Source organism: Arthrobacter sp. ZGTC131 (assembly GCF_002929275.1).
GTDB lineage: Bacteria > Actinomycetota > Actinomycetes > Actinomycetales > Micrococcaceae > Arthrobacter.
In genome coordinates this window covers 219028-238794 of record NZ_PJIK01000002.1, presented here as the reverse complement: position 1 = coordinate 238794, position 19767 = coordinate 219028, and the positions used below count along the sequence as shown (strand labels likewise).

Here is a 19767-nt window from a genome sequence, read left to right as displayed (position 1 = left end):
GCCGCGTCAGAGGGGAAACTTGCCGGACATCTCCAGTGTTCCCGCGCACGTCCATGCGGCGAGCCGTTCGTTAAGGGAAGGGCCGCCGTCCAGCGGGCTGGTGAGCCGGGGCCGGCGCACCCAGCAGCCGGCTTCCTCAGCGATCAGGGCTCCGGCGGCAAAGTCATGTTCGTTGAGGCCGCGTTCGCCGAAGGCATCGTGGGTGCCGTCGGCCACGAGGCAAAGGTCCAGGGCGGCTGAGCCGAGCCGCCGCACGTCAGCGAACCCTTCCATGAAGCCGCCCAGCGCCGCCGCCTGCTCCGCCCGGACGGCCGGGTCGTAGCTGAATCCGGTGGCCAGGATCCGGCCGGCGCGGCCGGACACGGGTCCGGTGAGCTGAACACGGTGGCCGTCCTGTTCGAGCCAGGCGCCGTGGCCCCTGGCGGCGTAATAGACGCGCCTCAGCGCCGGGGCGTTGACGACGCCGGCCAGCCATACGCCGTCGGCATCGGCAACTGCCACGGAGGTGGCGTAGTAGACGATGTTGCGGATGAAGTTGGTGGTGCCGTCCAGCGGGTCGATGGACCACCGGATCCCGCTGGGATTTTCCGGGCGGGTGGTCCCGTGCTCCTCGCCGGTGATGGTGTCCTGCGGGCAGGCGCCATGGATGGCGCTGCGGACCGCGTTCTCTGCAGCGACGTCGAACGCGGTGACCCAGTCCCCCGCTTCGCCCTTGTTGCTGACGGCACCGTCGGCCAGGGAACCCCTGCTCCGGGTGGACAGCACTGCGGCGCCGGCCGCGGCGGCTGCCTTGGCAACGCCGAGCAGGTCAGCGGGATCTGCGCTCATTTCGGGCCGTTCGCGTCGTCGTCCGGAGCCTGCGGAGCAGCCCCCTCCTCGGCAGCATCCGCAGCCGGCCCGCTGGCCAGCAGCTCCCGGAACCCGTCCTCATCGAGGACCGGAACGCCCAGCTGCTCAGCCTTGTCCAGCTTGGTGCCGGCATTCTCGCCGGCCACCAGGTAGCTGGTGTTCTTGGACACCGAACCGGCAGCCTTGCCACCGCGGATCAGGATGGCCTCCTTGGCCTCGTCCCGGCTGAAGCCGGGCAGGGTTCCCGTCACCACGATGGTCAGCCCTTCGAGGGTGCGCGGCGTGGATTCGTCCCGCTCGTCCGCCATCCGGACCCCGGCCGCCGCCCAGCGGTCGATGATTTCCCGGTGCCAGTCCTCGGCAAACCACTCCTTCAGCGCCGCGGCAATGGTGGGGCCCACGCCGTCCACGCCGGCGAGCTCCTCCTCGGAGGCCTGCCGGATCGCGTCCATGGTGCCGAAGTGGTTGGCCAGTGCCCGCGACGCCCGCGGCCCGACGTGCCGGATGGAGAGCGCCACCAGCACGCGCCAGAGCGGCTGGGTCTTGGCCTTTTCGAGTTCCTTGAAGAGTTTCTCGGTGGTTGCCGTCGGTTTGGACGGCGCCTTCGCGGTGCCCTTGCTGTAAAAGTACGGCACGAGCTCGTACTCCCCGGTGCCGACCCCCTTGGACCGCTTCTCGCGCCGGATCTTCACCGGAGCGAGATCCTCCGGAGTGAGGTCGAAGAGGGCGGCTTCGGTGGTGAGCGGCGGAACTTCCGGTTCCGCCGGCTGGGTGAGGGCAATGGCGGCCTCCCAGCCCAGTGCTTCGATGTCGAAACCTCCCCGGCCGGCCAGGTGGAAGACCCGCTCACGCAGCTGCGAGGGGCAGGACCGCGCATTGGGGCAGCGGATGTCCACGTCCCCTTCCTTCCCGGGAGCAAGCGGCGTTCCGCAGGACGGGCATTCGGTGGGCATGACGAAGTCGCGCACCGGCGGATCCTGGTGGTCGCGCAATGCCAGGACGGGCCCCACGATTTCCGGGATGACGTCGCCGGCTTTGCGCAGAACCACGATGTCGCCGATCTTCACGCCTTTGGCCTTGACCACGTCCTGGTTGTGCAGCGTGGCCATTCCCACAGTGGAGCCCGCCACCTTGACCGGTTCCATGATCCCGAACGGGGTGACCCGTCCAGTGCGTCCGACGTTAACCGCGATGTCCAGCAGTTTGGTGTGCACTTCCTCGGGAGGGTACTTGTAGGCGACAGCCCAGCGCGGGACGCGGGTGGTGTAGCCGAGGGCGCGCTGGGTGGCGAAATCGTCCACCTTCACTACGATGCCGTCGATCTCGTGCAGCAGGCTGTGCCGCTTGTCTCCGTAGCGGGAGATGAACTTCAGCACCTCGGGCAGGCTACCCAGCACTTCGAAGTACGGGCTGACAGGCAACCCCCATTCCTCGAGCTGCCTGTACGTTTCGGACTGGCTGGCGACTGCGAGACCCTCGCGGGCGCCGATCCCGTGGACGAACATCTTCAGGGGGCGCTTGGCGGTCTCGGCAGGATCCTTCTGGCGAATCGAACCCGCAGCGGCGTTCCGCGGGTTGGCCAGCGGCGCCTTTCCTGCCTCGATAAGTGCCTCGTTGAACTCCGCGAAGGCCTTGGACGGGATGAACACCTCGCCGCGGATCTCCATCTCGGCGGGAAATCCGCTGCCGCTGAGCTCCTGCGGGATTTCCTTGATGGTGAGCACATTGTGGGTGATGTCCTCGCCGGTGGTGCCGTCGCCGCGCGTGGCTGCCCGGACGAGCTTTCCGTCCCGGTACAGCAGGTTCACTGCGAGGCCGTCAATCTTCAGTTCGGTCAGCCAGGACACCTGGTGGTCCCCGACTTTGGCGATGCTAGCCTCGGCCTTGGCGATCCACGCTTCCAGTTCCTCGAGGGAGAACACGTCCTCGAGGCTGTACATGCGCTGGAGATGTTCGACGGCGGCAAAGGCCGCCGACACTTCCCCGCCCACCTCCTGGGTGGGCGAATCGTTGGATACCAGCTCGGGGTGCAGCGCCTCGAGTTCCTCCAGCCGGCGGAAGAGCGTATCGAACTCGGCATCCGAGACCAGCGGCTCGGCTTCCTGGTAGTACGCAAACCGGTATTTCCGGACGAGGTCCGCCAGGTTCTCATACTCTTCGCGGACCGACTCCGACGGAATCACTTCCGGCTCGAGCTGGTCAGTTCCGGTAGCTGCATTGTCTGCGGGGCCTGATGCTGTGCTCACAGACCTATCTTGCCTTAAGTCAGCTTGCTTCCGGCCAAGCAGGCTGTGAACCTGCGGTCCCGCGCCCGGCTCACCAGTGGCCGGCTCACCAGTGGCCGGCGAGGCGGTTCCTGCTCCACAGGGCGAACACGAGTCCGGCGAAGCCCACCAGCAGGACGCCTCCCATGATGGCGAAGACACCCGAGGATCCGCCGGTGCCCCGGTCGCCGGTGCTGACGGCGGCCGCCTGGCTCGCCTTGGCGGGTTTTTCAATCGGCTTGTTCCAGTTGGACTCGGCCGTAGGGCTGGCATCCGAGCGGCTCGGCGAGCCGCTGGCAGTGGCGGGGACCGCCGTCTTGCGGGCGGCAGTCTCGGACGGTGACGGCGTCGCCGTCGACCTCTCCGCGGCCGGCGCGGCTGGCGCGGTCGGAGCGGAAACGGTGGTGGGCGCAGCAGGAGCAGGGGCCGCGGGAGGCTTGGCCGGAGCCGCCGGCGGTGCGGGCGCCGGGGCCGGGGCCTTCTTCGCCGGCGGTGTTTTCGAAGGCTCGGTCGTCGGAGCCGGCGTGGGCGAGCCGGACGGGCAGTGCTGTGTTGGCAGGCACAACGGTCCGGCGTGCGCGGCCCCCGCAGCGCCCGCCGCCGCGGCGAAGGCCAGCGCCGTCGCAGCAAGTCCGGGCACCAGCGTAGTCCGCAGGAAATGGGTTCGGATCATGGATTACCTTTGCAGCTGCGCAGGACAGTCCCGCACCGAGTCTTGTCCCGGGTATCTTCCTACAGGGCGGCGCGGCGTAGCAAATCCCTCACTGCCGGCTCTCCGGAGGCAGGGCGACCTGCAGTTTGCGCACTTTGCCCCGGCCCACGATGTAGCCGCGGCCCGGAATGAAGTCGGTGCTGACCCGGCCGAGTGAGGTGTTGAGCAGGCTGTCCCCCTCCATGTCCCCCGGGTTGATCAGCAGCCCGCGCCTCCCGGATTTGAAGGGCTGGGCCAGTGACCAGGCCGAGGACCACGTGGACGTCTCGGACTCCCCGACCACCCATTGATCGGCCTTAATGGAGGCCGCCACCAGCCGCTCCACGCCGGACTCAGCAAGGGTGCCCGTGAATTCGGTGAGGCCCTCGATGAAGATGGCGAGCTTCCCCGGGTTGGCCGAGGAATGGTCGGTCAACGCCCCGACCGCTTCCTCGACGTCGTCCGGGCCCACGAGCGAACGGTCCCAGACCGGCAGCCCCGCCACAGCCGACTTCCGCGACGCGATGTAGACCAGCTCCGTTTCGGGGCTGGACCGGCGCAGCGCGTAGGCGAGGGTCACCAGCGCCACGGTCCTGCCGGCGCCCGGCGGACCGGCCAGCAGGAGTGAGCCCTTGGCCATGATCGCGGCAGGCTGCAGGGTTTCGTCGTCGACGCCGATCACGGGGAGGTCCGGCAGGCCGGCCGGAAGGATGTCCAGGTCCACCTGTTCCGGCAGCCGCTCGATCTGCGGGGCCTTCTCGACGCCCTGGCGCAGCATGGCCTCGCTGAGCTTGTGGACCTCCCGGGCCTGCAGCGCCAGGTTGGAGTTGCCGCCCAGGACGGCGAGCTGCACCTCATGGCTGCCCAGCAGGCCGCGCCCGGGAGGCGAGGCCTTGCCCAGGACGTCCTTCGGAACGTCCATGGCCATATAGTCGTCCTCGGACGACAGGCGCAGCACCAGCCGGCGCTGGATGGACGCAAGCAACGACGGCGGCACGGAGTTGGGGCGGTCACCGGTGACCACGAGGTGGATGCCCAGGGGACGGCCGTCGGTCGCCAGCTGCAGGAAGAGGTCCCACAAGGAGGACAGGCGGCTGTACTCGTACGTCTCGCGGAAGGCGGACATGCCGTCCACGAGCACGAAGATGCGTTTCTCGTCGGGCATGGCGGCGAGCTTACGGTACTCCACGATGGTGGACGCCCGGACCTCGGCGAAGCGTGCCGAACGGTCCTCCGCCAGGTCACGGAGCCAGCGCAGGAGACGGCCCACCCGCTCGACGTCGTCGCCGTCGATGATCTCGCCGACGTGAGGGAGCTCTTCGAGCATTTTCAGCCCGGCGGAGCCGCAGTCGATCCCGTAGACGTGCACCGGGCCGCCGCGGGGGGTGACAGCGGCGGCAATGGCGATCCCGCGGAGCGCGGCAGACTTGCCCGAGCCTCCGGTGCCGTAGATGGCCATGTTGCCGTCCCGGTCCGGCTCGTAGAAGACCGTGGGCTGGTCCTGGCGGGCGGGATCATCGGCGACGCCGAGCAGCAGCCGCTCGTCCGTCCGCGGGTTCGGCAGCAGGGAGAAGTCGTAGGTCATGGCCAGTTCGTTCAGCCACGGCTTGCGGGGCGGTCTGATGGCCAGGAGGTCCGCCGCGCGGATGACGTTGGCCGTCATCCGCGCAATGTCGTTGGGACCGGACGGCTCGTCCTTGACCGGGGATTCCGGGGCAGGTGTGGCCCACGCGGGACCGGATCCGAAGGCCATTTCCACGATGTCGATCTGCGGGCGCTGCGGCCGTTCGGTGGTCCAGCCGCCGGCGTAGCCGGTCTGGAATCCCTGGATGCGGCCCGGTCCGGTTTTTGCCGCGCCGCGGCCCGGAATGGAGGGGTCGAAGTAGGCGGCATCCGGCACCCCGAGGATGTCGGTTGCGTCGTCCTCGTCGGCCATGCGCAGCGCCACGCGGAGGTTGGTGTTGGCGCGAAGGCTCTCCTTGATGACGCCGGCGGGCCGCTGCGTGGCGAGGATGAGGTGGAGCCCGAGCGACCGGCCGCGGGCGGCGACGTCAACCACGCCGTCCACGAATTCGGGCACCTCGGTGGCGAGGGCGGCGAACTCGTCCACCACGATCACCAGGTACGGCGGCGCGTCGGGGTCGGCCTCGCGCTGCAGGGCGAGCAGGTCCTTGGCCTTCTTCCGGTTCAGCAGGCGCTCCCGGTAGTGCAGTTCGGCGCGCAGCGAGGTCAGGGCGCGGCGGACAAGGTGCGGCGAGAGGTCCGTGACGAGCCCCACCGTGTGCGGCAGGTGCAGGCAGTCCGCAAATGCGGCACCGCCCTTGTAGTCGACGAAGAGAAAGCTGACCCGGTCCGGGCTGTAGGCGGTGGCCATGCCCATGACCCAGGACTGCAGGAACTCGGACTTGCCCGCACCCGTGGTGCCGCCCACCAGGGCGTGGGGGCCCTCGTTCTTGAGGTCCAGGTACAGCGGCTCAACGCCCTTGGATCCCACCAGCGCCCGCAGCGACCCGGTGTCCTTGCGGTTCGCGACGGCGGCGGTGCGGACGGAGTTGTTTTCCTGCCACCGTTCCGCGACAGCCTGCGGACTGTCCAGGAAATCCTTGCCGATGAGCGCCGCGTAGGAGACGGCGCGGGGCAGGTTCGACTCGTCTTCCAGCGGCTTTCCGGCGTCCACCACGGGCGAAAGCATGCGCGCCAGCTGGCCGGCGAGTTCGGCGTCGAGGCTTTCGCAGCTCACGGGGTAGGTGTGCCGCCCCAGCCTGACCTGCCCCGTGGTGGTCCCGTGTTCGCCGTCGACCGCCATGAAGTCGCGGCACGCGGCCGGCAGGGCCTCAACGCCGGTGGCTACCCACAGAACGTGCACGCCGGAGTCGGGCCCGCGCTCCACGAGGCGGGTCAGCCTCCCGCGGTCCACCGGGGCGTCGTCCTCGATGATGACCAGGACCGCGGGCAGCACCGGGGCGGGGACGTCCCCGGCTTCGTCGTGGATGCCTGGCCGGTGGGCGGGCGCTGACGGCTGCCGCCCGGCTTCGCGGAGTTCCAGGAGGTCCTCGAGCCGGGCCAGGAGGCTGGAACCGCTGGCGGAGCCGGCCGCAAGGTGGTCGCCGGTGAGCGGGCTGTGGCTTGACCCGACGTGCGGCAGCCACTGCAGCCAGTTCCAGCGCTCCCTCGACCGGGTGGAGGTGATGGCTGTTACCGCAACCTCGGCTGGCGAGTGCAGGCCGACGAGCTGCAGCACCATGCCCCTGGCGACGTCGTCGACGAGCCCGCGGGAACCCGCGAGGCCGAACGAGCCGGAAGACCGCAGCTGCGAGACGACGGGCACGCCTTCAATCTCCCGGAACTGTGCCAGGCAGTCCTCGATCTCGCGCCGGTACTCCGTTTCGGTTTCGCTGAAGTTCGGTTCCTCGAACGGCACCCGCGACGGCACCGTGCCGAGTCCGAACCGGAGACCCAGGAACCCCTGATGCTCGGGCCGGTGGGTCCAGAGCAGCGGGCCGAGCTTGTAGATCGAATCGACGGTGTCGCTGACGGACGGCGCCTCCTGGAGCCGGACCGCCCGTTCCACCCGCTGCAGCTCGGTGATGTCCTGCCGGAACGCGGCCATCGCTTCGCGGAACTGCTTGAGCTGTTCCTTGCGTTCCCGCTTGGACTGCAGTTTCTGGTCCACGTAGTGCCCCACGATGAACAGCGGCATCATGAGCATGAACAGCATGGAAATCAGGCTTTGCGTGACGGCGAAGAGGACGGCGCCCATCATCAGCGGGGCTACCAGCATGATGTACGGGAAAGGGTGGTGGTCCTGCCGTTTCGGCCCCGCAGGCGGCACCCGCTTTGACGGGTTGAACCGGGGAACCACGCGCGGGGACCGGTTGAAGTCAACGAGGGGCGACGTCGGGGCGGCCGCACCGCTGCGGGCCAGCGGCACCACGGTGAGCTCGGTGTCGCCCAACGTCACGGTGTCCGCAGAATTCAGGGTGGCGCGGGTGACGGGCAGCCCGTCCATCTGGAGGCCGTTGGCCGAGTTGGTGTCGACGATCTCGACGCTCTCCCCCACGGTGATGCGTGCGTGCCGTTTCGACGTCAGCGGGTCGGTGAGCCTGACGTCAACGTCCGGGTCCCGGCCGATGTAGCTGGTGCCGGACGGCAGCGAAAACTCCCGGCCGACGTCGGGCCCGGAAAGAATGCGGAGGGTGGCGGCGGCGGGTCCACGGCCGGCGGCGGTGCCGCCGCCGGTTCCGGGAACTCCGAACTGCTCGCTGACTTGCGTCAGCGAAACAACCGATCCCGGCCGCAGGCCCGATTCCAGGAGGTTGTCCATGCGGTTGAGGACGATCCCGCGCATGCCGCCGGCAACGAACGCCTCGTCGATCCGGAGCGAGAGGTTGGCCGGCGCGGGCTCATCCCGCCGGCCGGGGTCTGCTGTCCAGAGTTCCGTGGCGATGTCCGCCACGGTGGCGAGGCCGTCCACCGTGACGGCCAGGTCCTTGGCCTCCGCGGGGTCCCGGCGAAGCGTCAGTCGGATTCTCATCCTTCGTCGGTCCCTCTCATTTTTTCAAGCAGGTACAGGTCATCGGCGGTCACCAGGTGGGACGTGACCGCATGTTCCACGAGCCGGGCACGCCGATTGGTGGCCAGTTTTCCTCCGCCGCCCCGGAGGCCCGCCACGCCTACGCGGTCCAGCTTGTCGCACACGTTGTCCAGCTTCCGGTTGAACCGGGTGAGCGCCCAGCCGAGGGTCTTGGCGGCGGCCGCGGAGGACGGAATCGCACTGAATCCGGTCCCGTCACGCCGGAGCATGGGCTCAGCCAGCGCCACGATGAGCGCCTTTTGGGAGTCCGTGAAGACCACGGGCCCAATGGTGGTGTCCCCGGCGCTCGAATCGCCGGGAGCCTCCTGCCGGAACGACGGCGTCTTCAGGTGGACGGCGAATTCGTAGGTGGTGGGCCCGGCCGTGAAGATGATGGTGGTGTGGCTGAAGACCAGCGGCAGGCGTGCGCCCGGGGACAGCCAGGCCTGCATTCCGCCGGAGCCGTCGGCCACGGTTGCCGAGAGCATGCTGCCCACATTGCTGAGCCACCAGATGCCGTCGTAGCGGGCGATCTGCAGGAAGCGCCGGTGCAGGTACGGGTTGTCATCCACTTCCAGGTCGCCTTCGCGGCCGATGCTGAAGATGTCCTCGTCCGTCGGCTCATACCATTCGCCGCAGAAATCTATGGCCAAATCACCCATATCTTGTGTCTCCTCGTTGGGCTGTTTTGTCAGACGCACGCGATGGAGTCCTCGCCCGCCGGGGACGCGGAACCGTCGCTGCGGACGATGATCACCTGGACGCAGGTGGGTTCGGTGGGGTTGGCGGTCACGTCCACGCGCGGCGCAGACGTGGTGAGGTAGCTCCCGCCGCCCTTGACGGTCTTGACCCGCCACTTGTACATGTCTCCCGGCTTCGGCTGCGGGTTGGTCCACGTGAACTTGACCTTCCCGGCCGCTGCTGCCGCGCCCGCGAGCTTCGCGACGTCCGGCACTGAGCCGTCGTCCAGGGCATCTGCCGGCGGCTTGCTGACCTGTTCGGTGGGCTGCACCTGGGGCTGCGGCGCTGCTGACGCCACCACGATGCCCACAATGACGGCGAGCACCAGGAGCGTTCCGCCGGCGATGGCCAGCCAGAGGTTGCGCTTGCCGTGATCCACCGGCAGCGCGTCGGACGCGGGCTGGTCCGGGGCTTTGGGCTGACTGCTGCGGAGGACAGTTGCCTGCGCCCAGTCATCACCGGCGGCGCCAGTAGCGGCGGGCGCTGTTGCGGCAGCTACGGCAGGCGCGGCGGCCGCTCCGGACGGCGCGAGCGGGCCGCCCGGGCGCGGTCCGGGCGCTGCCGTCTGGGCGGCGGAGGGCGAGGGAGCCGGCGCCGGCGCCGGAGCGGGCTGTCCGCCGTCCAGCGGCCAGGTCCGCGCAGGGAAGGTCGGCGCGCTGCCCGTTCTGTCGGGGTCTATGGCGGCGATGCTCCGGACGCGGGTTTCCTCGAACCCGTCGTCGGGGTGGACGTCCTCCTGATGGCGCTCCTCCAGGACCTCGAAGGGCGTGACCGACAGGTTGAGCTCGGCCTGGATGCGCTGAAGTGCCAGCGCAAAGGCGTGAGCCGATGAATAGCGGGAGGACGCCGACTTCGCCATGGCCGTGGCCAGCGCCTGTTCCAGCGATTCGGGGACGTCGGCTCTGCCGAGGCGCGGGACGGGCGAGCCGGTGATGCGGGAGATCAGTTCCCGCTGGGAGTTGTCCGCCCCCGGCAGGACGAACGGCGAGCGTCCGGCGAGCAGGGTGTATAGCGTGGCGCCGAGTGCCCACACGTCCACCATGACGCCGTCGACCTTTCCTTCCCGGAACTGTTCGGGCGGGGACCACGGGATGGACATTCCGGCGTCTTCATCGGCATCGCCGCCGAGCGTGCCGGAAATGCCGAAGTCGGTCAGTGCCGGCCGGTTGTAGTCCGTGACTAGGATGTTGGCCGGTTTGATGTCGCGGTGCGCAATGCCGGCGCGGTGGGCCGTTTCGACGGCGGAGGCCACCTGGATGCCCACGGCCAGGACCTCGTCCACGCTGAAGCGCTGCCGCCGGTACCTGACGTCCAGGCTGGGCCGGGAGCAGTATTCCATGGCCAGGTAGGAGTGCCCGTCCTCCGTGACCTCGGCCTCGAAGATGGTGACGATGAACGGATGCGACGACAGCTGGGCCATGAGGTTGGCCTCTGACTCGAACCGGCGCCGCGCGCCCTCCGTTTTCAGCCCCGAGAGGAGCACCTTCACTGCCACCTTGCGGCGCGGGCGGTCCTGCTCATAGAGGTAGACATCGGAGAACCCGCCCGATCCGAGCAGGCTGACGTATGTGAAACCGGGAATGCGGGGCGGCGGTGCAACTGGCCGCTTGGAACTCACAGGATCTCCTCAAAGCGCAAGGAAATGTCATCGCCAAGTTCGGCGATGTCACCGTCCAGGACAATGGCCATCTCGTTCTGGGCCAGGCGCCGCGGCTGCTGCCCCTCCCGGACCAGCACGGTGCCGTTGGTGGCCTTCAGGTCGCACAGCATCACGTGCCAGCCCTCCAGCCGCACCTCGACGTGGGACCGCGAAATGTCGCCGCCGGGGCTCGCCACCTGGATCAGCCGCGGCATGACGCCGCCCTGGACGCGCGACACCGACGGCTGCCGGCCGATCACCAGCGACTCATCGAGGTCAATCAGCTCGCCGGTGGACAGCCGCAGCCGGCCGAGCCGGGGGCGGGGCACCTGCACTGCGACGTCCGGGAGCGGGGAACCGCAGGAAGGGCACTGCGCGCTGGTAGGCGGGTTGGCGTGGCCGCGAGCGCACACGCGGGCCAGTACCAGCGGACCGGCGCCCAGCGGGCCGGCCCCCGGAACCGGGCCCGAGGCAGGGGCTGAGGCAGGCTGCGCGGATGCCGGCGCCAGGTCGCTCTTGAGAATGGTCTGCCCGTCGTGGTCGCCGTCTGGCACGAACGACGGCGACGGGGACGGGGACGACGACGGCGAGCCGGGGCGCTCCGGCTCGATCTGCACTGGCTGGAGCTGCGCGGGCAGTTCCTGTTCCGGCAACTCCGCCGCCGGCCGGGCGTCCGGCAGGGAAACGAACGACGGCGGGGCCTCGGGGCGCGGCGCACGGTTACCACCGGTGGCCCACGGCACGGAATCAATCAGCCCGCCGGACACGGGGGCACGGTTGGCCGGCGCAGCCGCCGGCTCGGCGGGCTCGGCGGCCGCGGCGTCGCGGGCGGGCTTGCCGTGCTTATCAGCATCCGGGCCGGGTGCGGCCTGGCCATCGGGTTCCTGGTTGGTTTGTTCGGCTTCCGTCGCAGGGCCTGCCATGGCCAGGCTGGTGCCCGACTCCAGGCTGGCTGCGGGCAGGTCCCCGTCGTGGTCCTCACCGTCCCGGACGGCCGCATCCTCGATGCTGCGCATCACGGTCTTGTCCCAGAGGTGGTCGTACGATCCGGTGAGTTCGGTGGCCGCCGCAGGCACCTGCTGGCCGTCCTCCTGCCGGCCGGCCAGGTCGGCGGCTCCGGTGACCGTTAGCCCGGTCTCGGGCAGGCGGGTCTCTTCGAGCCCGCCTTCATCCGGCCTCTCCTCGTTGGGCCCGTCTTCGGCAGGCCCGCCCACGGTCTCGGCGGAGGCTTCCAGCACGGGTTCCACCACGGTCTCGGATGAGGCCTCGAGCACGGGTTCCGCCATGATCTCGGCCGAGGCTTCCAGCACGGGTTCCACCACGGTCTCGGATGAGGCTTCGAGCACGGGTTCCGCCATGATCTCGGCCGAGGCTTCCAGCACGGGTTCCGCTATGACTTCGGCGGCCGCTTCCTTCGCAAGGTCAGTCTCGTGGCGTCTTGCTGCCAGGCTGCCACCGCCGGTGACATCCACACGGAGGGTCTGGAGCAGTACGGCACCCTCCGTCACCGGCAGCTCCAAAGCTGAGGACGGGCCCGGAACCGCCAGGCTGAACCACTCCGGCGAGTCCAGCCACCGCTCGGTCCAGGTGGTGACATTTCGGCCGTCGAGCTCCACCGGCCCGCCCGGAAGTTGAACAATCAGGTCGAGGTCACCCCGAAGGAACACCCTCAGCGACTCCCCGAAACCAACAATGCCGAACCAAGGTGCACGGGACAGCGGTACGCCGAACCCGGTGGTCACGGCGTGGAGCACGTCATGGACTTCAGGCCCGTCGCCCAGCAGGCTCCACACGGTGTTGACCAGTGGCGGCGGCGTGTCAGGGCCAAGGATGACAGCGGTTCCTGAGCGGACCAGCCCCAACCAACCGCCCGGAATGTAACTAGCTGCGGTCATGGGATTCCTCGCTCGCGGCTGCACGCGGCAGGGTGTCCTCGTCCTCGGCGGCGGACACAGTCCTCGGCGCCGTGGTGGCCACGCCTGCATCATTCAGGACGTTCCTGGCGTCAATGACGATCACAGTGATGTTGTCCCTGCCGCCGCTTCGCAGCGCTGCCTGGATAAGCGCATCCACGGCCTCCTGCGGGTCCCCCACAGCGCCCAGAATGCCCAGGATCTGGTCGTCCGTCAGTTCGCCGTTGAGCCCGTCCGAGCAGACCATGACGCGGTCGCCCTCCTCGATCGGGAGCAGCCAGTAGTCGGCTTCGGTGTCGTCGCCCGTGCCCAATGCGCGGGTCACGACATGCCGGCGGGGGTGGACCGTGGCCTGCTCGGCCGTAATCTCCCCGGTGTCCACGAGCTCCTGGACTTCGGAGTGGTCCACGCTGACCTGGGCGAACCGGCCTTGGCTCAGCCGGTAGGTCCGGGAGTCGCCGATGTTCATGACCAGCCAGTAAGGAACGCCCATCTGCTCCACCACCACCACGCCGCTCAGCGTGGTGCCCGCACGCGAGCCTGTGGCGGCGCGGATGGAGTCATCCGCGGATGCCAGGAAGTGCTGCACCACGGAAGCCGTGGCTGTCCGCTGCCCCGTGGCCAGCTGCGGCATGCCTGCCAGTGCGCGGACGCACATGCCGCTCGCGACTTCGCCGGCTTCATGGCCGCCCATGCCGTCCGCAACGGCGAAGACGGGATCGGAGGCGATGAAGGAATCCTCGTTGAGCTCGCGGCGAAGGCCGCGGTCCGTGCCGTAGCCGTAGCTCAGGCTGGGGCCCGGCTCGCGGCCGGCCTTTGGAGTGCTGGCCGCCTGCTGTGAGTTCATGCCTGTCCTACGGTGAAGGTGCGGTCCCCGAAATGAACCGTGGTTCCGGGGCTGACAAATGATGGCACGCCGGGCTGCAGCGCGGTGCGGACGCCGTCCGGTGTGGTGACGGCGCTGCCGTTCGTGGAGTTCCGGTCCGTCACCCACACGCCAGCGCCGTCCGTAAGCAGGTGAAGGTGGGTCTTGGAAATGGTCCGCCCGGGATCCGGAACGGCCAGCAGCTGGGCCTGGGATTCGCCCCTGTTGGCGGCGGGATTACGCCCGATGAGCACGTTCCGGTCCAGCCGGAAGTCGCGGCCGTCGTCGAGCTGTATCCGCAGTACTGCCACAGGTGCGTGCCGGCCGGCGTCGCCGCGCAACTGGGTACGGTCCAGGGCATCGTCGGGATGGTTGCCGGGGCTGCTCGCTGCGGCAGCCGGCGCGACAGCCTGCGAAAGAACTGGCGAGGCGACCGGCGAGGCCACCGGCTGCACGGGCGGAAGGTCCAGCGGCGCGAAGCTGTACGGGCCCTCGATACCGCCGGTGGTCACCGGATTGCGGCCGGCGCCCACGTCGAACACGAGGGTCTTGGCAGCGAAGTCATTCCATCCCCGGAGCCCGCCATTTCTGTCCCAGGTGTTGGACAGCACCACCACGAAGGCCCAGGCAATCGCGACGATCACCAGTGGCGCCAGGATCCACGGTGCAGCGTCGAACCACTTGAAAATGGCCACGAGCGCTGCGGCGAGGACCGCCAGCAGCATTCCCGCTCCGGTGACGATGCCGCGCAGGAAAACAGCACCGGCGCCGGGTGCATAGCCGTCATTATCTGCGCTGCGGATGCCCATGAGGCGGTTGCCGATGGTGTTGCCGGTGCGCCCCTCGATTCCTGCAACGACGAACGTGTAGACGAGGGTCAGGGCTACACCGACGCTTCCGAGGAGAACCAGCATGCCGGTGTCGTACACGATGAACCCGGAGCTCCGGGTGCTGGTGACGCTCGCAAATCCGACGGAGAGAAGGACCACCAGGACCACTGCCGGCCCCAGCCAGTCAAGCACGGCGGCGCCGAGACGCTTGCCCGGCGCAGCCGGCACCAGCGCGAGTGTGCCTCCCATTCCTGTTCCTTCCCCCGGCCCTACCGGGATGCTACCGGGAATCGGACCCGCATGTGGCACGCCCCGGCTTCCGGGGCCTCCGCTCGCCGAAGCTCCGCTCCCCGGGACTCGGCCCGCCAGGCTGGGCCGGCCCGAGCGGCTGGACCGGGCCGCCCGGTTGGCCAGCGGCGCCCCGCACGCACCGCAGAAGGTTGCCCCGGGACGGACCGGCTGCCGGCAGTGCACACACAGCTCCGCCCTGTCACTCATGGCCGGTTCCGTCCTTGGGCGCGTTCCGGCCGAAGAAACGTTCCCGCAGGCCAGCTCGTCCGTGCAGGCCAGCCCGTGCGTCCAGGGCAGCCCGTGGCTTGGCTGCGCCGCGCGAATTCAGGGCAGCCCGTGCATCGGCCAGCAATGACCGAGGCGAGAACCGTGCCTGCTGGCGCCGCCAGAACCCGACTGTGCCGGTCATTTCCTTGAGCGATCCGTTCACGATCTCCCAGTACTCCCGGACCTCGTCCTCGCTTGGCTGGCCTGCCCCGAAGATGGAGGCGTCGGCCCGGTGTGCCAGCAGTGTGGTGGTGGCACCGGTGGCCGGAAAGGCCTCGGCCACCACGGCGGCCGTCTCGCGCCGCGTGGCACGGCCGTCAACGGCCGCGCCCATATCGGTGGCCAGGCTCAGGACTTCATTCCATCCGCCGCCGACGCGCTGGGACGGTTGCCCGTCAGCGAATCTTGACTTCCTTCGCCGTGATTTGAGCAGGGCTATGAGCAGCAGCGGCAGGGCAAGAATTCCGATGGGGATCATGGCGATGCCGATGGCGCTGAGGATGGGACCCCAGAAGAGCCACGGATTGTTCTTCTTCTCGTCCGCGTCCAGTGCGTCCGGAGAGGAGTCCGGCGGCAGGTCGGCAGGTTCCTGCGGCGGGGGCGGCGGCTGCAGGACCTGGGGCTTGGGTTTGGATTTGCTTTCGGGGTCCGGCGGAATGGGGATGTTGTCCTTGGGCGGCGTGGGATCGAACGTGACCCAGCCGACCCGGTCGAAGGCCACTTCGACCCACGCGTGGACATCCTTGCCCATGATCTTGATTTCGCCGGCGCCGTTCTCCGGGCTCTTCGGGTCCGGATAGAAACCCATGACCACCCGGGAGGGGATGCCCAGATGCCGGAGCATGAGGGACATGGCCACGGCATACTGTTCGTCGTCGCCGAGCATCTGCTTGGCGGTCAGCAGGTCACGGATGCGCGCCGCGCCGTGCCCGGACACGCTGGGCAGCTGGCCGTCGGCAATGAGCCCGTTGCTGAAGGCGCCCTTCTTCTGGAAATGGGCCTCGATCTGCCGGACCCGGTCTATGGCGGTGGGCGCGTCCGCCGACAAGTCGTTGGCCTGGGCGCCCACCACCGGCGGGACCTCGGCGGTGTCCGGGAGCGTGACCTTGGCAAAGTCGTACTGCGTCAGCTGGCCATGCTCCAGTTTCACCGGATCCGAGACCTGGACGCTGTAGGAATCGCCTTTCGCCAGGCCCTTGGTGGTGACGGCCGTGTCGGTTCCGGAATTGAAGTACAGTCCCGAGGCCGGGCTGGACGAGCCCTGGGCAAAGCTGAGGCCGGTGGTCTTCCGGCCGCCCGGAGCGAAGTACCCCTGATAGTCCTCGACCGTGATGTCCAGCGTGTAGTCGTTCGTCGGCACTGATGCCGCGGAATCGGCGAGCGTATTGATCGACTTCGCGTCGCCCACCTTGCTGAAATTGCCGGAGCCGTTGGGATCCATGGTGTAGTTGGTGCCGTTGAAGGCGTCCAGCGCCCCCAGCCTCACCCGGGCGTCCTTGGGGAGCCCCTTGACGACGAACAGGGCGTCGTCCTTCTTGTCCTTGACGAAGTTGCGGAAGCTGGCCAGCGGCGTGACGTAATCCTTCGGATCAAACGGCGGCACGACGACGTTCCGGAGGACCTTGCGCTCGTCACCGGCGGCGAACAGCGGCGACACGACCGCGGTGACGGCCACTGTCGCGGCAATCACGGCGGCCCCCGCCGCCAGGCGGCGCATCCGCGCCCGGCTGGCGGTATCGGCGTCGTGCTGGGGACGGTTGACCGACACCTTGGCGGTGTCCGTGCGGCGCAGGCAGTCCCGGCGGAACGTGGCCCAGGCAATGCCCACCACCGTGAGGGCGATGCCGCGTTCCACGGTGAGGAACCCGGCGTTGGTGCTAAAGGCGATGCCGGTGACGAACAGGGCCAGCACCGGCAGGAGGGGCCAGTAGGGGCTCCTGAGCCGCCAGGTCAGCACGCCCGCAGCCACCGCCGCGATGAGCGAGCTCAGGAAGGGGACAATCAGCACCCCGCCGGCCGTGCCCACGGGGACGCCGACCGTGAGCATGTCCTTCCAGGCGAAGACCACCCCGAGGAGGAGGGTGCGCAGCGATTCCAGGCTCGGGATGACGCCGGCGATGGCGGCGCCGGGCACGGCCAGGGCGGTGCCGAGGACCAGGTAGGCACCGAGGGCCAGGGCCGTGGTGATCAGGAGGCCAAGCCGGAACTGCGCGTTGCAGGCGGCGATGGCCAGGCCGAGGATGATCCCGCCGAACCCCGCCACCAGATAGTACGGGTCGCCGCCGAAGCTGAGGCTGAACCCGAGGACGCCCAGCCCGAGCAGGACGGTGAGTGCGCCGCCGTCGAGCAGGAAATGCCACCGCGGCTGGCCGGTGGCGAAGGCGGACGGCGCCGCGGACGGAGCCTGCCGCCGCGGGCGGAGGCCGGTTGCCTGGCTCATGCGGCAGCCTTTCGGAGGACGGCGGGAAGGTCGGAGAGGTCGCCGAGGGTCAGCACCGTGAGGTCGGCGATGTTGGCCCGCGCCGGCGCCGCACCGGCGTCGAGCCGCACCGCGATGCTGCGCACACCGGGCGGCACCGAGGCCGCGGCCGAGCGGAGCTGGGCGGGCATCACCTGGCTGCCCACCACGAAAAAGACGACGGAGGCATTGGGGACGGTGTCGGCCAGGGTCCGGGCGAGGTCGACGGCGGTCTTCCGCATCGGGGCGCCCACGATCCGGGTCATGCCGTCGAGCATGTTGCGGCCTGTTTCACAGCGGAGCGGTCCCGCCTGGGTCAGGACGTCCAGTTCACGCTGCTCGCGGATCGCCTGGCGGCCAATGGAGGCGGCCGCGGAGATGGCCAGCTCGAATTCGTGCTCGTTGGCGTATTCGTCCGTGTTGATGGACAGCGAGATGGCCAGGTGCGCCCGGCGGGTTTCTTCGAACTGGCGCACCATGAGCTTGTTGGTCCGGGCCGTGGTTTTCCAGTGGATGTGCCGGCGGTCGTCACCCGGCACGTAGTCGCGCAGGGCGTGGAAAGAGACGTCCGCGCTGGAAAGATCGGTGGTGGGCATGCCCTCCAGGTCGCGAATGAATCCGGCGGCGGAACCTGCCAGGGCCACCGTCCGGGGGTGGACATAAAGGTCCTCAGGCTCGGTCCAGAGCACCTGGCGGCGCAGGAGATGCAGCGGGTCGGCCCGGACGGAACGCACCGGCCCCACCGCGATGACGGCCCGGCGGGCGGTGGGGATGGTGAAGAGGTCCTCGTGCACCTGCTGCGGCTTCATGCGCGGCAGGTGGAAGATGGCCGTCGCACCGCCCACCGGCAGCTCCAGGTCGGCGGGCAGGAGCGGCCGTGCGGATGTGTTGGAGACGGCGATGCTTCCCACGGCGCTGTCCCCCACGGCCACCCTGGTCCGGGCCAGGTCCAGCAGGACGCCGTACGAGGACCGGCCGAGGATGAAGCCGACCGCGATCAGGAAGAGCACCAACGCAGCAACCGCCGCGGCCTTTGCTTCCTGCCAGCCGTAGGCCTGTCCCGCAATCCAGAGGAAGGCCGACGCCCCCAGCACGGACCAGCCCAGGACGCTCACCACGGACAGCACCGGCCGGACGCGGCGGGCCCAGATGCCGCGGACGGCGCCCCAGGCCGGTGCCAGCGCCTGGCCGGCGGTGCTGCCGGCAAGGCGCCACACGGCCGGGCGGCGGAGGCGGCTGCTTTTGGATGAGGGCATGCCGTCCTTCGGGAAGGGCGGCCGGAAGCGGTCCGCAAGCCTGGTGAGCGGAGTGCCGGTGGACATGTTGGAACCTTTGTTAGCAGTGCTTCGGTGGGTATCGGATCGGCAGGGCGGGCCGGAGCCCGCGTATCAGACGGCCGCGCGCTGCTGCGGGGCGGCGACCTCCGCCAGCACCCGGGAGAGCACGGCCTCCGGCGTCGCACCGGAGAACTCGGCTTCGGGATCCATCACGAAGCGGTGGGTCCACACAACCCCCGCGAGGTCCTTGATGTCGTCCGGCAGGACGAAGTTGCGCCCCTGGCTGGCTGCCCACACCTTGGCGGCCCGGACCATGGCGAGGGCGCCGCGGACGGACACGCCCAGCCGCGTCTCGGGGGCGTTTCGGGTCTCCTCGCAGAGCCGGGAGATGTATTCGAGCACCGCGGTGTCCACGTGCGTGGTGGCGGCGAGATCGGCCATATCCGCCACCGCCTGCGTGGTGATGACAGGCCGCAGGTCGCGGGAGCGGTCCTTCAGGTTGCTGCCGCCGAGCAACTGGACGGTGGAGGCGTGGTCCGGGTAGCCGATGGACGTCTTGATCAGGAACCGGTCCAGCTGGGCCTCGGGCAGCCGGTACGTGCCGGCCTGCTCGATCGGGTTCTGGGTGGCCATCACCATGAAGGGGCGTCCCGCCTCGTAGGTGGTTCCGTCCACGGTGACGCGGGATTCCTCCATGACCTCCAGGAGCGCCGACTGCGTCTTGGGCGAGGCGCGGTTGATTTCGTCGGCGAGAACGATGTTGTTGAAGATCGGGCCCTTGTGGAATTCGAACTTCTGGGTCTTCTGGTCATAGATGGTCACGCCGGTGACGTCGGAGGGCAGCAGGTCCGGTGTGAACTGGATGCGGTTGTTGGACCCCTGGACGGTGGCGGCGAGGGCGCGCGCCAGCGATGTCTTGCCGGTTCCCGGTGCGTCTTCGAACAGCACGTGGCCCTCGGCCAGCATGGCGGTGAACGTCAGGCGGATGACGTGTGCCTTGCCCAGGACGGCCTGGCCCACGTTGGCAACGAGCTTTTCGAACGTGCCTGCAAACCAGTCGGCCTGCTCGGTTGTCATGGTCATGAGATGGGTTCCTCTTCTGTGTGGCA

At 69.1% G+C, this 19767-nt stretch carries 12 protein-coding genes; all 12 read right to left on the bottom strand.

Translation table 11 applies throughout. The features are described 5' to 3' along the window. Positions 1-6: 6 nt before the first annotated feature. The gene (locus CXQ90_RS04090; RefSeq protein ID WP_104137165.1) at positions 7-828 is read right to left on the bottom strand and encodes an inositol monophosphatase family protein; all 822 of its coding nucleotides are present in this window, start codon (positions 826-828) and stop codon (positions 7-9) included. Then, positions 825-3032 carry an NAD-dependent DNA ligase LigA gene (gene ligA, locus CXQ90_RS04085; protein WP_308470542.1) on the bottom strand — a complete coding sequence of 736 codons (2208 nt, stop codon included), beginning with the start codon at positions 3030-3032 and terminating at the stop codon, positions 825-827. Before ligA ends, CXQ90_RS04090 begins: the two co-directional genes overlap by 4 nt. Before the next feature lie 148 nt (positions 3033-3180). After that, positions 3181-3786, bottom strand: a complete 606-nt coding sequence (locus CXQ90_RS04080) for a hypothetical protein (protein ID WP_104137162.1) — start codon at positions 3784-3786, stop codon at positions 3181-3183. Positions 3787-3874: 88 nt separating this feature from the next. Further along, a complete protein-coding gene (locus CXQ90_RS04075; protein ID WP_104137161.1) occupies positions 3875-8338 on the bottom strand; it encodes an FtsK/SpoIIIE domain-containing protein in 4464 nt (1487 codons plus the stop codon). Beyond that, the gene (locus tag CXQ90_RS04070; RefSeq protein WP_104137159.1) at positions 8335-9039 is read right to left on the bottom strand and encodes a hypothetical protein; all 705 of its coding nucleotides are present in this window, start codon (positions 9037-9039) and stop codon (positions 8335-8337) included. Before CXQ90_RS04070 ends, CXQ90_RS04075 begins: the two co-directional genes overlap by 4 nt. A 29-nt stretch (positions 9040-9068) precedes the next feature. Beyond that, positions 9069-10736: a serine/threonine-protein kinase gene (locus CXQ90_RS04065; protein WP_104137158.1), complete on the bottom strand. Its 1668-nt coding sequence runs from the start codon at positions 10734-10736 to the stop codon at positions 9069-9071. Next, complete coding sequence (locus CXQ90_RS22260) at positions 10733-12652, bottom strand: FHA domain-containing protein (RefSeq protein ID WP_181038418.1); 1920 nt, start codon at positions 12650-12652, stop codon at positions 10733-10735. Before CXQ90_RS22260 ends, CXQ90_RS04065 begins: the two co-directional genes overlap by 4 nt. Beyond that, positions 12639-13517 carry a PP2C family serine/threonine-protein phosphatase gene (locus CXQ90_RS04055; RefSeq protein WP_104137156.1) on the bottom strand — a complete coding sequence of 293 codons (879 nt, stop codon included), beginning with the start codon at positions 13515-13517 and terminating at the stop codon, positions 12639-12641. Before CXQ90_RS04055 ends, CXQ90_RS22260 begins: the two co-directional genes overlap by 14 nt. Beyond that, the gene (locus CXQ90_RS04050; protein ID WP_181038417.1) at positions 13514-14863 is read right to left on the bottom strand and encodes an RDD family protein; all 1350 of its coding nucleotides are present in this window, start codon (positions 14861-14863) and stop codon (positions 13514-13516) included. The genes CXQ90_RS04055 and CXQ90_RS04050 overlap by 4 nt, the downstream gene beginning before the upstream one ends. Continuing rightward, the gene (locus CXQ90_RS04045) at positions 14856-17363 is read right to left on the bottom strand and encodes a transglutaminase domain-containing protein (RefSeq protein WP_104137153.1); all 2508 of its coding nucleotides are present in this window, start codon (positions 17361-17363) and stop codon (positions 14856-14858) included. Before CXQ90_RS04045 ends, CXQ90_RS04050 begins: the two co-directional genes overlap by 8 nt. Continuing rightward, positions 17360-18703, bottom strand: coding sequence for a DUF58 domain-containing protein (locus tag CXQ90_RS04040; protein ID WP_104137152.1), 1344 nt, complete (start codon positions 18701-18703; stop codon positions 17360-17362). Before CXQ90_RS04040 ends, CXQ90_RS04045 begins: the two co-directional genes overlap by 4 nt. A gap of 66 nt (positions 18704-18769) precedes the next feature. Beyond that, the gene (locus CXQ90_RS04035; protein ID WP_104137150.1) at positions 18770-19741 is read right to left on the bottom strand and encodes a MoxR family ATPase; all 972 of its coding nucleotides are present in this window, start codon (positions 19739-19741) and stop codon (positions 18770-18772) included. Positions 19742-19767: the final 26 nt, after the last annotated feature.

What these genes read in the sequence shown, in the direction of transcription:
- CXQ90_RS04090 (WP_104137165.1), bottom strand. Translation starts at nt 828, where the DNA reads ATGAGCGCAGATCCCGCTGACCTGCTCGGCGTTGCCAAGGCAGCCGCC.
- CXQ90_RS04080 (WP_104137162.1), bottom strand. Translation starts at nt 3,786, where the DNA reads ATGATCCGAACCCATTTCCTGCGGACTACGCTGGTGCCCGGACTTGCT.
- CXQ90_RS04075 (WP_104137161.1), bottom strand. Translation starts at nt 8,338, where the DNA reads ATGAGAATCCGACTGACGCTTCGCCGGGACCCCGCGGAGGCCAAGGAC.
- CXQ90_RS04070 (WP_104137159.1), bottom strand. Translation starts at nt 9,039, where the DNA reads ATGGGTGATTTGGCCATAGATTTCTGCGGCGAATGGTATGAGCCGACG.
- CXQ90_RS22260 (WP_181038418.1), bottom strand. Translation starts at nt 12,652, where the DNA reads ATGACCGCAGCTAGTTACATTCCGGGCGGTTGGTTGGGGCTGGTCCGC.
- CXQ90_RS04055 (WP_104137156.1), bottom strand. Translation starts at nt 13,517, where the DNA reads ATGAACTCACAGCAGGCGGCCAGCACTCCAAAGGCCGGCCGCGAGCCG.
- CXQ90_RS04050 (WP_181038417.1), bottom strand. Translation starts at nt 14,863, where the DNA reads ATGAGTGACAGGGCGGAGCTGTGTGTGCACTGCCGGCAGCCGGTCCGT.
- CXQ90_RS04045 (WP_104137153.1), bottom strand. Translation starts at nt 17,363, where the DNA reads ATGAGCCAGGCAACCGGCCTCCGCCCGCGGCGGCAGGCTCCGTCCGCG.
- CXQ90_RS04040 (WP_104137152.1), bottom strand. Translation starts at nt 18,703, where the DNA reads ATGTCCACCGGCACTCCGCTCACCAGGCTTGCGGACCGCTTCCGGCCG.
- CXQ90_RS04035 (WP_104137150.1), bottom strand. Translation starts at nt 19,741, where the DNA reads ATGACCATGACAACCGAGCAGGCCGACTGGTTTGCAGGCACGTTCGAA.